The 13,333-nt window shown below is 49.1% G+C and carries 9 protein-coding genes; 3 read left to right on the top strand and 6 right to left on the bottom strand.

Features of this window, described 5'->3' with window-relative positions:
- Positions 1–1,899, bottom strand: a complete 1,899-nt coding sequence (locus EI42_RS25740; protein WP_111325514.1) for an FAD-dependent oxidoreductase — start codon at positions 1,897–1,899, stop codon at positions 1–3.
- 360 nt (positions 1,900–2,259) lie between these two features.
- Here EI42_RS25740 and EI42_RS25735 point away from each other — a divergent pair, with 360 nt between their 5' ends.
- Positions 2,260–2,553 (top strand): hypothetical protein, encoded by a 294-nt coding sequence (locus EI42_RS25735; RefSeq protein ID WP_111325513.1) that lies wholly within the window; start codon positions 2,260–2,262, stop codon positions 2,551–2,553.
- Positions 2,554–2,582: 29 nt separating this feature from the next.
- Here the strand turns inward: EI42_RS25735 and EI42_RS25730 are convergent, their stop codons facing one another.
- The 4 genes from EI42_RS25730 to EI42_RS32080 all read right to left on the bottom strand — a co-directional run bounded on the left by EI42_RS25730 (position 2,583) and on the right by EI42_RS32080 (position 7,439).
- Entirely contained in the window at positions 2,583–2,879 is a 297-nt protein-coding gene (locus EI42_RS25730) for a hypothetical protein (RefSeq protein ID WP_111325512.1), read from the bottom strand.
- Between the two features lie 483 nt (positions 2,880–3,362).
- Complete coding sequence (gene rpoD, locus EI42_RS25725) at positions 3,363–4,613, bottom strand: RNA polymerase sigma factor RpoD (protein ID WP_111325511.1); 1,251 nt, start codon at positions 4,611–4,613, stop codon at positions 3,363–3,365.
- Between the two features lie 199 nt (positions 4,614–4,812).
- Positions 4,813–6,894 (bottom strand): DNA primase, encoded by a 2,082-nt coding sequence (gene dnaG / locus EI42_RS25720; protein WP_111325510.1) that lies wholly within the window; start codon positions 6,892–6,894, stop codon positions 4,813–4,815.
- Positions 6,895–7,121: 227 nt separating this feature from the next.
- Entirely contained in the window at positions 7,122–7,439 is a 318-nt protein-coding gene (locus EI42_RS32080) for a hypothetical protein (protein WP_137686144.1), read from the bottom strand.
- 1,794 nt (positions 7,440–9,233) lie between these two features.
- On the opposite strand from EI42_RS32080, the gene EI42_RS25710 reads away from it, so the two are divergent.
- On the top strand, positions 9,234–10,262 hold the full coding sequence (locus tag EI42_RS25710; RefSeq protein WP_111325508.1) for an ABC transporter substrate-binding protein: 1,029 nt from the start codon (positions 9,234–9,236) through the stop codon (positions 10,260–10,262).
- A gap of 92 nt (positions 10,263–10,354) precedes the next feature.
- Here the strand turns inward: EI42_RS25710 and EI42_RS25705 are convergent, their stop codons facing one another.
- On the bottom strand, positions 10,355–11,092 hold the full coding sequence (locus tag EI42_RS25705; RefSeq protein ID WP_111325507.1) for an HD-GYP domain-containing protein: 738 nt from the start codon (positions 11,090–11,092) through the stop codon (positions 10,355–10,357).
- A gap of 905 nt (positions 11,093–11,997) precedes the next feature.
- Here EI42_RS25705 and EI42_RS25700 point away from each other — a divergent pair.
- Positions 11,998–13,269, top strand: coding sequence for a metallophosphoesterase family protein (locus EI42_RS25700; protein WP_111325506.1), 1,272 nt, complete (start codon positions 11,998–12,000; stop codon positions 13,267–13,269).
- Positions 13,270–13,333 lie beyond the last annotated feature (64 nt).

Here is a 13,333-nt window from a genome sequence, read left to right as displayed (position 1 = left end):
TTATACGGTAAGAGTTTTGCTACAACTGGCACAGAAGCGAGCAAACCGCGTATTCGCAATTCCACAATGAGGGCAAATAAGTAGTTCAGGTACAGGCAGTTGTCCGGTCACGGCCTTGATTTGTACGGTCGGGGAAGCTTCTGTCAGGAAATGGGCCGCACGCATCCCCCTTCCACCGGTGAGCTTGCCTTGTTGCACGGGTTCCACAGCCTGCTGATCTTTCCAGGATTGACGGAAAATAAACCGGGTATTACTGCCAAAGCTCAACACATCTCTATCTTTCAAAATATAAGCAGCACCTACAGGTAAGCGCTGACCGTTCACAAAAGTACCGTTAGTGCTCTCAAGATCCTTCAACAAGTAGACCCCATTTGCGAAGCGAATTTCAGCATGAAAGCGAGAGATCGTCCCGCGATCGATCATCAGCGTAACATCAGGCTCTCTCCCAACAACAAAGGCTTCTTTCTGGCTCAGATAGAGCTTCTCCGTGTCCACAATATCGGCAACCTCACCTTGAGCAACAAGCCATGCAGTGAGTGGAGACGAAGCGGATCGAGTATCCCGCTCTGGCACTGGCATCAGCGAAGCTGTCTGCCCATGCTTGCGCTTCTCCTCCCGCTTTCGAGCAGGTGCAAACAGTGGCGGAACCCCCTGCTGATCCAGCCAGTCCCCCAGACGAAAATCAGCAGAGAAAATCTGATCTTGCACAGGCGAGAGATCAACTCGGTGATCCATTGCCCGCTTGATATCCATGATTCCCTTGCGATTGCCTATGGCCAGGACGCCAAGCGGAAGCCCTTGTTGCAGTAAGAGCTTACGATATTCGCCGGCTTTGGGCTCTGCCAGCACCTCCTGTACGCCTTGCGTCCGCGCCAGCCTGGTTACACCTATTGCCGCGAACTCGACTCCATAAAGAAACGATGCATAGTAGTACGTGTCAGAGAGCGCCACATCAGAACGTCCAAGCATGCTCAATGCTGCGACCCGTGCCTGCTGCAAAGCGGGATACCATTGAGCAAGGATACGAGCGCGCCCGGTCGAAGCATCAATAATCTCAACAACATCACCGGCAGCATAGATGTCAGGGGCTCCCGTCTGCATTCGCGCGTTCACCCGCACCCCCTTACCACACGCGATACCACTTTGCCTGATCCATTCACAGTTTGCCTCAAAGCCGTTCGCAACAATGACCAGCTCACAGGAAATAGGTGTGCTCCTGGCAAGCTCAACCCCTGTCACACGACCACGCCGCCCCTTGATCTCAACAATGTCTTCTTCCAGGCGTACATTCACACCATCGCGCCTCTCTCTTTGCAAAATCAGGTCAGAGGCCGTTGCATCCAACATATCAGGCCACAGCAGAGAGCTCGGGAGTATGTGTGTTACCGTAATCTTGCGTTTCCGCAGCGCTTCTACCGTATCTATTGCCAGTGGATCACTCCCGTACACAACAGCATGCCTGACTTTCTCCAGACGGCGGAGAATAGACTGATAGTCGTCGATAGAGTACAGGGTTGCGACCCCTTCAAGCTCATTTCCAGCGCAGGTCAGACGTGTCGGATGTGCTCCACAAGCCAGTAAGAGCTTTTGATAGCCTATCTCACTCCCATTATCAAGCACAACCCGATGCTGTGCGGGCTTTACCCGGACGACACACCCCTGCTGTAGCTCAATCTGGCGCTCTTGATAAAAGGCGTCAGAATGCATAAAGAGCTTCTCTTCAGAGAGCGTTCCCCGCAGATAATCTTTCAGGGCAGGACGATAGTAAGTCGGTCGGATGTCTTCCGAGAGTATAGCAATCGAGGCGGTAGGATCTTCCCTGTGGAGTACCTCAGCGGCGGTTATGCCGGCAATGCCGTTGCCAATGATCAGATAAAGAGGCCCACCATACTCAAGCATTATATCCCTCCTGACCTGACAGAATCAGGACCGTATGAGGATGACACCATTTGTTCAATCTCATCTGCTCCGTCGACATATATCACTACTTCATCCGGATCTCTTGAAGGTCCTGCTGGCTACGCTCACTGCCCAAAATGCGGTATGTTGAAACACTCTGTTATGTTCTCTATCATAGCAGAGTATAGAGATGGACCGAAGAAATTGCAGAAGAGATATTACCCATTTCCTACAAAACCGCCAGAAAGTACGCTATCTCAACCATTATAACAGGAGGTATCAGGTTTTTACGGAAGCGATCCAGGAAGTTCCCGTCTTCAGGGGGGAGGGGAATGGGTCTCCCTTGTGAGGGAAGAGCACATGCCAATCTCTTCATACTGCTTGACACACCTATCCTTTATTGAGAGGATTGAAGGCATAAAAACGGTCATCACCGCCAAACTCAAACTCCAGCCAACGAAAGAGCAATTTATCGCTTTGCGAGCGCCCCAACTGGCCTGCGAGGTCGCTGATCCCACACCGCAGAGCATAGAGCAGGTGGTCGGGATGGATGCAGGCATTCGCTCTCTGGCGGTGAGTAGCCCCATACGGGTACAAGCACCTTCCATTCGGGCAAGCGGGTCAGGGCCAAAGCCAACCATTGCGCAAGACTGAGAAAGCATCTGCAACAGAAAGACACTCGTTCAGCAACGCGTCGCCTGGTGGCGATCTCTGGACAAGAGAGACGGTTGATACAGGACACCAAGCATGTCGTTTCCAAACGCATCACCCAGCGGCTTCCACGCAGCCTGATCGGACTGGAACAGCTCACCGATATTGGTGAGCGAGCCTTCCGTAAGAAGGGCAAGCACACCAGTCAGAAGCAGCGCACAGCCAAACGCGGTTTTCTCACAGTGGTCGTTTGCCCAGTTGCGGAGCCTGATCGCCTCCAAAGCGCTCAGACAGGGGAGCCTGGCAATCACGGTCGACGCTGCTTCCACTTTCTGCCTTCTTATGCATATAAATAGCATATGTATTGTTTTTATGCAATAATACATCTGAGAATATTGAGAATGATTTTCGGTGATTACAGCACAGAGCAGAGAACGATAGTATATATCGAGATGATATATACAGAAAATCAACTCCATTGTGGATATGTGGAGAAAAATTGTGGATAACTTTCATTTAGAAGGCGTGATAGGCGTAATACCATAGGAGAAGAGCATATATCAGAACAATAGATCGGTGAAAGCAACATAGTCGAGAGCGGATACAACTTTTCCTCCAACCTTTTCCATAAAGGCAACCTGACTTCTCTTGCCAGTGAAAGCCATTCGTTCAGAATGGGGATGAAAAAGGATGCGACCGGAAGAGATCGCATCCTCGAATTCTTGCTTATCGGGTAACAATCGAGTACCAATAGAACGCAGCAACCTTTCCCCCTATAGGTTGCCCTGACTTCCATAAAATCTGCCAGCCTCTTAATCCAGGTAATCTTTCAGCTTGCGGCTGCGGCTCGGGTGACGCAGCTTTCGCAGAGCCTTTGCTTCAATCTGGCGAATTCGTTCACGCGTTACATGAAACTCCTTCCCGACCTCTTCCAGCGTGCGGCTGCGACCATCGTCGAGACCGAAACGTAACTGCAAGACCTTGCGTTCACGATCGGTCAGGCTTTCCAGCACATCCTCAACCTGCTCCTTAAGCAATTGATGGCTCGCGGCATCAGCAGGAGCCAGAGCAGTATGATCCTCGATGAAATCACCCAGGTGGCTATCATCCTCCTCACCGATAGGCGTTTCCAGGCTGACAGGCTCCTGACTCACCTTGATAATCTCGCGAACCTTTTCCGCGCTGATATCCATCTGAGCGGCGATTTCCTCGGAGGTCGGTTCACGCCCGAGATCTTGTAGCAGGCGTCGACTAATACGGATCAGGCGGTTGATTGTCTCAACCATATGAACGGGAATACGAATAGTACGAGCTTGATCGGCGATCGCACGGGTGATGGCCTGGCGAATCCACCAGGTAGCATAGGTGCTGAACTTAAAGCCCTTCGCATAATCGAACTTCTCGACAGCGCGGATCAGGCCAATATTCCCCTCCTGGATAAGATCCAGCAGGTTCATACCACGGCCAATATACTTCTTAGCCACGCTTACGACCAGGCGCAGGTTTGCTTCAGTCAAGCGTTTTTGGGCCTCTTCGCCTTCAATGATGATACGCTGTACAGGATTGGGCTTCAGGCGCTCAGCTTTCCCGCGCTCCATCAACTGAGCGAGGCGCACTTCCTCATCGGCGGTCAGCAAGGGCACACGGCCGATCTCGCGCAAGTACATGCGCACGGGATCGTCCAGGCTGCTTTCAAAATCTGTAACGCCGATGCTAAAGCCGTCTTGCAGGTCTTCCCACTTGGGGTCAGCCAGGATCTCGGCATCAACATCAACAACGTCTTCTGGGCCGGGCTCCCAGTCCGCTGGCGGCTCTTTGGTTGGGTCCAGGGCATCCATAGGCTCTTCGTCCTGTAATTTAAACAGGTCAAAAGGCTCAGCATCATCGAGAGCGTTAATCTGATTGCCGCCGACGGTAGCATGAGCGGAATGACCGATCTCATCAATATCTACATCCAATAAACCATCATCAAATGGTTCAATATCCAACATATTCCCCAATGACCCCGAATTTACATGCCCATTGTGTACTCGATCCATAACATCTTGTTCCCGATTCACCATTCTGGCATCCCCCTTCAGAAAACAGGCTTACAAGAATAAAAGCAAAAGATAGATTTTCCTGCTTCCTGGTCCATATTCTATTTAGAAAATTAGTCCATCCTGACCGGGAGTGTAAAGGCTCCCAGAAAACCTCTCTAAATTCATTCGTGAATGAGTGAAGCACATCTCACAAAGCGCCGGAAAATCCAGACAACGGAGGCTACCCCTGGAGATGTGTCGCGGAATTAATGGTACGCAGTTGCCGGTGTATTGCCAGCAATTGTTGTTGTAACTGCCGAAGCGACGCCATATCGCCTGCAGCAGCCGCTTCATTCATCAAAAACTTGAGCTCTGTATTCAGTTGTAACAGTCTGTTTCGCTTGAGCCGGGTTGCGCACTGCACAACCTCTTTCACCAGGCCATCTCCATTTTTAAAAGAGACTGACTCAACACGCTGTCGTACTCTGGTCAAGGTTTCCTGTAATGCAGTTGGCACAACTTGCTCTAAGGGTTCAAAAGAGGGGGAAGAAGCACGTTGTTGATACACAGAATTGAGAATGTGGTACAACTCTCGCGTGTCTGTCCCGGCGAAGTCACCATCGGTAATTATACCACAAACATAGGCGCTTAACCCAGGATCTTGCAAGAGTAGCCCAATCAGGTAGTCTTCCAATTTTAGCCTATCTGCCATATTTCTGTCAAGTACCGTTGTCGTTCCGGTCTGGCTACTCCTCTGTTCTGTGTTTGCGCTTCTTCCTCCGCTTACACCTGTTATCGACGTATCTCCAAGCGAGCTTACAGCCTGCTGACTCTTCCTCTTTCCAGCACTCTTTCTCTCTAACGGTACAGGAAGGGGTACAGTAACACTGCCTCCCTTTTGTTCTCTGAGTATTTTCTGCAATTCCATGTGCAGCGTTCGCTCGTTTGTACCGATCATGCCTGCCAGCTTGCGAATATACGCATCTCTTTTGATTCTATCGCTCAGAAGGCCAATTACTGGTAATAGTCTTCTCGCGGCCTCCGTCTGCCCCGTTGGAGAGTGGAGATCGAGGCCAGCAGTCTTACTGACAAAATACCAATCGATCAATGGCAAAGGATGATTGATGGCATACAACCAGGAGCTATAGTCGCGCCTGATCAACTCATCCGGGTCCTCATCGGTCGGAAGTTGTAGGACGTTGATCTCCGCGTCAACCTGCTCCTCCAGGCGAATAATTCCGCGTGTCTGGGACCTTGAAGCACCCCGCTGTCCGTTTGAGCCCTGCACCACCGGAACCGGCACATGCGTCCGATCAAACCCGCGCAGCGCTTCCTCAATGCCGCGCTCGGTTGCTTTATTCCCGGCAGCATCAGGGTCGAGTGCTAGCGTCACCTGCTTGGTGAGCTTCTTCAACTGTAAGATATGTTTTTCAGTAATTGCACTGCCACAGCAAGCAACTGTCTGTTTTGTTCCATACTGGTGCGCGATGATAGCATCAACATATCCCTCGACGATGATCACCTGCTTTGCCTGTTTGATCGCCTCACGGGCAACATCCAGCGCATACAGGACATTATTTTTCTCAAATAAGGGCGTCTGGGGCGAATTCAGATACTTCGGTTTCCCATCGCCCAGGTCTCTTCCACCGAAGCCAATAACCCGACCTCGGGTATCGCGAATAGGAAAAATCAGACGATTGCGAAAGTAGTCATAGATGCCGCCCTGCTGCTCGTTTCCTCTTTCCTCATCGCTTTCCCTTCTGCGAGCCAGGCCCGCCTGCACAATCTCATCCTCGGTATAGCCCCGGTCCAGCAGATAGCGTGATAAGCCTTCCCACCGATCAGGAGCAAAGCCAAGTGCAAACTCCAGCACGCTTTCAGGAGAGATTCCCCGGCTTTTAACATATGCACGCGCTTCTTCAGCCTCTCTGGCACGCAAGAGCATCTGATGAAACCAGAGAACCGCATCTTCATTCAGCTTGTATAGCCGCTCTTTTACGGCGCGTAGCTCTCTGTCCTCCGGAGAGAAGTGCGAACCATAGTCTTCGAGCTGAAGGCCCGCCTTTTCAGCCAGATAACGCAGCGCTTCTCTGAAATCCAAACCCTGCTGCTTTTCCACGAACGTGAAGAGGTCTCCGCCTTCATTGCAACCAAAACAGCGCCATGTTTGTGTCTCGGGAAAGACGTAGAATGAGGGTGTCCTTTCGTTATGGAAAGGACAGTTCCCCTTGAACGATTTGCCCGATTTCTGTAGGGGAACGACAAGGCCGATTTCCTCAACAATGTCGATTTTGTTTTTGATATTCTCGATAAGTGTTGCCATACTCCTTTGGTCCCTCAAATGCGCTGCTGGCCTTCCAATAAAAGGCTGTATTTCATTTGTCTAACCAGATATAACGAGCTATGTCACAGAAAGTCGCACAGATAGTCCTTTGTATACGACTATCGAGTTCAGCCGAATCACACTTCACATTGTACCGAATTCCTCAGGCAGATGCCGCATATTTCCGCCAGTAGTACCAGAAGCAAGTGAGCAGGAGAAAGCAACAATCAACAGCCTCGCTCTCGGAAAGAGCAAGCAGTCTTTTCGCTGTTGCTAGAAAGGGGGTCAATAGCACATGGACCTGGCAGCCAACCTTCCACCCGCAACAAGCAAAGCGAGCGGCCGCAAAATCCTGCCAGCTCGACGATGCCGAAACGCGAAAACGACGAACTACTATTAATATCTAAATAAATCAATAAAAATATAAAATAAAGAAAGCCGTAGTAGTAGGGGCTGTGGATAATGTGGATAACTTGTTTTTCAGCCCCGCTGGCCTCTCTGGCATTAAAAGCGACCTGAGAGAGCAGGCCACTCGAACGGCTCACAGAGCCACTTCATACCAAACGTACTTTCAGAATAAGAATGCTCCGGGGAAACCGACCCGGATTGGCACTCAGGCCGCTCCAGGAGCCGCTTTATGGTCGATAGAGCGGAACGCCAGGCTACACTTTTTGTGAATGCTCCTGGATTATTGCTTCATACGGCTCAGGAAGCCACTTTAAGCCTGTTAAGACTCTCTTTTCCCCGGAATTTTCACTGCTTAGCCCTAGAAGCTTGCTTCACACAGCTTCTGGAGCCGTTTTATCCTCGCCTTAAAAATGCCTGAAAAAGTTATCCACAATGCCATAAGAGGTGGATAGACTGTGGATAAGTTGTGGAAAACCTGTGGAAAACCTGTGGATTGCCATCTTTCTTCCTGTACAGATTTTCATAAAAGAGTGTGATTTTGGGAGAGTTATCCACAGGTTTTCCACAGAAAATCGGCCATTGTGGATAACTTATCCACAACGATTGTGGATAACTTTTGGATAAGTTGAGAGTTAACTATGGAATGTGGAAAAATACGCAGCACTTTTGGAAAGAAGTCACAATAATTGCCAAAAACGGGCAATTTGAGGGATAATATATGGACAAATTACACACTTTCGGCGGAATCAGCGATCGCTTGTATGTGGATAACTTATCCACAGGGCTGTGGATAAAAATGAATTTGCATGTCTGCTTATGTGGAATTTGTGGATAACTTATCCACAGCGATTGTGGATAACTCCGAGAAATGTGGAAAAATACGCAAAGTTATCCACCAAGTGAGCGGTGTTTGTGGAAAAGTTATCCACAGCAAATGTGGATAAGTCGAAAAAATGAGGAAAAATACACAGATCACCGTTCGCTTGTGTGGAGATTGTGGATAGACTGTGGATAAGTTATCCACAAATTGTGGATAACTCGCATGTGCAATATATATATATCGTTGCGATATGTGGAAAATGTGGATAAGTTATCCACAGCAAATGTGGATAACTTGAGTGGTACCAATGATTACAGGTTGCCTGGTGGATAACTCTTAAAAAAAAGCCTTTTATCGACGTTTGCTTGCTGCGGATTAATCCACAAAACACTGCTCGCTTGTGTGGAAAATGTGGATAAGTTATCCACATTTTCTGTGGATAACTCGTGACGTTCAACACAGCTTTGCTCAATTGTGTGGAAAATGTGGATAAGTTATCCACATTTTCTGTGGATAACTCGTGACGTTCAACACAGCTTTGTGGAAATGTGGATGAATTGTGGATAAGTTATCCACATTTTCTGTGGATAACTTTTGGCTTTCACACCATTTTCACCGTCTCCTTGCTTCACCTTTATGTGGATTGGATATATGTGGATGAATTGTGGATAAGTTATCCACATTTTCTGTGGATAACTTTGACAAAAGATGAGTTGAGCCATATCATATCACAGTTATATACAGTTATATAAGTCTGGAGTTATTAAACAAGACGGCACTGTAAGCCCTTTCGCCTGTATGATTGCTTGGGCGAAACAAACGATACGAAAGGTCCTTCGGGATGCAGTTATCCACTTTCTCCACAAGTTATCCACAAAAATTGTGGATAAGTGGAGAAAACTTATGCTGATAGATATGTTCCGTTCGGTGTTCTGTCAGACGGAGAAAAAACAATCATCCGATTCCTGAAGATTTTGCTCAATATGAGGCTTTCTTCTTTCTTTTAGCCCATCCCGTGATAGAATAGTAGTTGAAGTGCGTAATATAAGCAGAATATGGATGTTCGTTTGCGGTCTGGTGTCTGTCCAGGTAGTAGAGGAGAGGTTCCGCGTTGCAATTTATTACGCGTTACTTGCAGACCAAGCCGGGAGCAGGCCGAAGCAGGTTCTTCAGGCTCTATCGCCTCCTGGCCTATTGTATGGTGCTGCTCTTTCTGCTGTCCGGGTGCAGTGGAGACATCTTTTCAGTCTCGCACAATGCTTCGACAGCGACTCCGGTACCAAAGCTTCCCCCGAATACATTGCTTGTACCGGGAGTGCTCACCATTGGTAGTTATCTGAACTATCCTCCCCAGGAATACAAAGATCCTGTCACCCAGCAACCGGCTGGTTTTGATATCGAGCTCATCACAATGCTCGCTCATCGCCTGAACTTAAAAGCAGAGATCGTCAATCTCGATTTTTCCACCCTGATCGATAACTTGCAGCAGAAAACAATCGATGTCGTTATCTCGGCACTGCCAATCACCCCTGACCTTCAGGCGAAGGTAGACTTCATTCCTTATTTCAAAGGGGGTGAGGCATTACTGGTCCAGAAAGGGAATCCTGCGGGGATCGCCGGGATAGATGCGCTGTGTGGGAAAAGTATTGGCGTGCTCTCTGAGACGATTGAGCAAGATGATCTGATGCTGGAAAGCGCCACCTGCCGCAAGAACGGAAAGCAGAGTATTTCGATAAAGACGGAGACGAATCCGAAAAAAGGGCTGGAACTGCTCAGCCAGGGGAAAGTCGCCGCTTTTTATATTGATGCTCCATTAGCCGATCACTTTTTGCACATCTATCCTGACCAATTTGAGTTAGCGGGAACAATACAGAATCGCACGCTGGAGGGCATCGCTGTACGTAAAGATGATCGTGTGCTTATGGATGCCCTCAAGATGACATTCCATGCAATGGTAAAAGACAGGTCCTATGCTGGCTTGATTGAAAAATGGGGGCTTATTCATGGAATGATAGAACCCGAGGCACATATCTCGAACGAAGAACTGGCGTTGCAGGATAAGAGTGAAGTCTATCGAGAAATGCAGTCTCTTTCTCTCTGGAGCGGTGCGAGGAAAATATGGCATTGTCGAGCTAGATGAGGGAGATATTATCAAGAAGCTCGACAAGAGGCCGCGTCCATGTTTCTGCACCACAATCTGTATTCAACGCGATATCTGCCAGGATATATGCACTAGAATTCGTCTGCCAACTGAAGCTTGAGGTCAGAAGGAGAGCGAACATCTATCGGTGCAGATGCCGGGCGTTCTAGCTCTAATAGCTCATCTGCTGTCTGGGTAACGGTAAAGTCTGGCGTGGTATCGAGCAGATTTAAGAAAGCGCGTACAATAACTGGATCAAAGCTTGCACCTGACGACTGTAATATGCGTTCACGTGCTGCATCCATAGAGAGAGGGGCTTTATATGGGCGCTGAGAGGTCAGCACGTCATACACATCCGTTATGGTCAGAATACGAGCACTGAGCGGGATTTCTTTTCCCTTCAGTCCGGAAGGGTAGCCATGACCGTCCCAGGCTTCATGATGATGTAGCACTGCCTGGACATAGAAAGGGTCAACATCGCAACCGATCAGGATTCCTGCACCGATAACTGGATGACGCTCCATTGTACGTCGCTCTTCTATTGAAAGAGCGGCTGACTTATTCAATATATTATTGCTGATCCAGGTTTTCCCTAGATCATGGACCAGCGCTGCCAATGCCAGGTCTTCCGCTTCACTCTCGCTCCAACCCAGAAAAAGCGCCAGTCGTCTGGCATAAATAGCGACTCGGCGGGAATGCTCATAGGTAACAAGATCTCGCTCTTGAATGCTCTTCGCGAACGAGAGGAGAACATTCCTCGTTTCCTGAGCGCCTATTATTTCCTGTGCTTCCACCACATTGCTCTCCCACCTATGGTTAAGTGCAACCATCGTTTTTCAGTAGCTCCCTGATGTGTTTCACGGCTCTCTTTCCTGATCTATGTGAGAAATTGGAAGATGTATATAAGCCTTTGCAGATAAGGAAAAAGAGCCTCAATTCCCTCTCAACAAGTTGGTCGTTGCGGGCGACCGAGATAGCTCATAGGATCATGGAGCGATTGCTGCGCTTCGCTTCCTATTCGTCCTATCCGGAGTTGTATTTCGAGTGTATCTGTTTTCCTGTCTCGTGTTTCACTATCGGCTTGATAAGTCCGGGGTTAAGCCCTGGACTTGACTATTCCGGATTTGACTATCCTGGGTTTGACTATCCTGGGTTTGACTATCAATATAGACAGAAAGCGATCCCCTGCACAGGCTCTCTAAAAACCAGCAATGGCCTGCGGGCAACCGCTTTTACAAGGTGTCGCTACATCTTGTATGTACGTTATATATTAATATTTGGTTCTGGTATGTGTCCATGACCGAGCGCGAGAAGGGGTACTTTTGGCTTATAGTATGTCCTGATCTCACGCGCGATTGAACCTCTGCTCGCCATTCACCCAATAGTCCCTCTTTCTCGCCTGATTCATTTGTAATCACCTCATTTTGTGATAGACTCACTTTGAGTACGTTGAGAAAAGAGTACTAATCTCACAACATCGTATCCGGCTGGATTTGGCAACCTGCTCAGACTTTGTACACTGATCTATAGTGAGCAGATGTGAGATAGTGTGTTTCCGCTCCATCGCTCTTCTACGCTTCTTTTCCAGGTATGGTGGAGTTGTGCTCTCTTCCTGAGAGAGTACAGGAAAACGCTTCTGACGCGAGAAGCTCTCAATCTTTTATCTGATAGCTGAATAGAACTGGCTGTTGAATGTGACAGGATGGATAGAACCAGTATCCGTACGGATTGACTTATGATGGCAGAGAATATGTTTGAACGGGATGAGCAAACGAAACTTGAGAAGGCGCGTAGTGATGTTGTAACGGTTGTGTTCACCGCAGATAACCATCTGGGCTATACTGAACAACAATCACGCAAACGGGAAGAGCGCCGCCAGTGGTTACATCGGGCCTTTCAGCAAGCGACTGATTTTGCTGTGATGCAAGGCGTTGATCTTTTTATTCAAGCGGGAGATCTTTTTGATACGACGATGCCTGACGAGCGCGATCGCAGCTTCGTCGCCGAGAGGCTGGCAAATTTGAAGCAAGCGGGTGTACATACCCTTGCTCTCGGTGGTGTGCATGATACTCCGCTTGATGATGTGACTCCCGCGCCTCAGATGAGCTATGCGCGTTTGGGAGCGCTTCAGTACTTCTCTCCGGTTCCATCTGATAACCTGCTGGAACCCCGGTTTTTCTCTATTCGAGGTGAACAGGTTGGCGTTTGTGCGCTTGGAGTTTTGCCCGATCAGAACGGGGACCCGCTGGCGCAGATTCGCATCAGTGATGAGATTGAGCGGGCCACGATTCCCCTCCTCCTTCTGCATGCCCCTATCGAGGGTTTAGCTTCTTCGAGCCCTCTCCTTGCCTCTCGTACGCAGATTTCTCGGGCTGCTCTGACCAAATTGTCAGCTTTTCGCTATATTCTGGCAGGCTTCCATCACGGGCATTGTCGCTTCCAGCTCGGGCAGACCGAGGTAATTGTTGCCGGGGCGACACAGCACGTTGATTTCTCTGTACCAGACGCCACCCCGGGCTTTCTCTTCATGGGCCTCGCGGCTGATGGTATCCGCTGGTGCAATCATATTCCGGTTGATACACTCAAAGTGAAACAGCTCTCTATTCCTGTGAATGAACTCTGGCCTGCCGACCCTGCGAAGCAGGACCCGTTGCCAACAGAAGCGATCCTGAGCCGTTTGCGGCCTCTCTGTCACTCTGACACGATGATTCAGCTTCGGCTTGAAGGCGAACTGACAAGAAGCCGTTATCATGATCTGGATCTGAATCAAATTCGTCGCTACGGGGAAGAGCATTGTTTTGCGCTGGCCATTGATGATAGTGCGCTCTCTCTTCTTCCCGATCAGGAGGCCATTGTGCTGGAAAGCAGTGAACGCCTGTCGCTGCGTTCGGAAGTGAGCGCTATTGTTGACGAGTGGATGAATACTGCTTCTGATGAGCAGGAAAAACAGATCCTTCAGTGGACGAAGGAAGAAGTGCTATCAGCTCTGGAAGAGATGAGAAGGTAGAAGTTGACGGTGTTGAGCGAGCTCTTATAGGGCTTTGATTTGGGCCTGGCGAACGGAGTGTAAA

It is taken from the genome of Thermosporothrix hazakensis, assembly GCF_003253565.1.
In the GTDB taxonomy this organism is placed as follows: Bacteria; Chloroflexota; Ktedonobacteria; order Ktedonobacterales; family Ktedonobacteraceae; genus Thermosporothrix; species Thermosporothrix hazakensis.
Note: the sequence above shows the minus strand (reverse complement) of the source record. Positions and strands in the feature narration are given on the sequence as shown.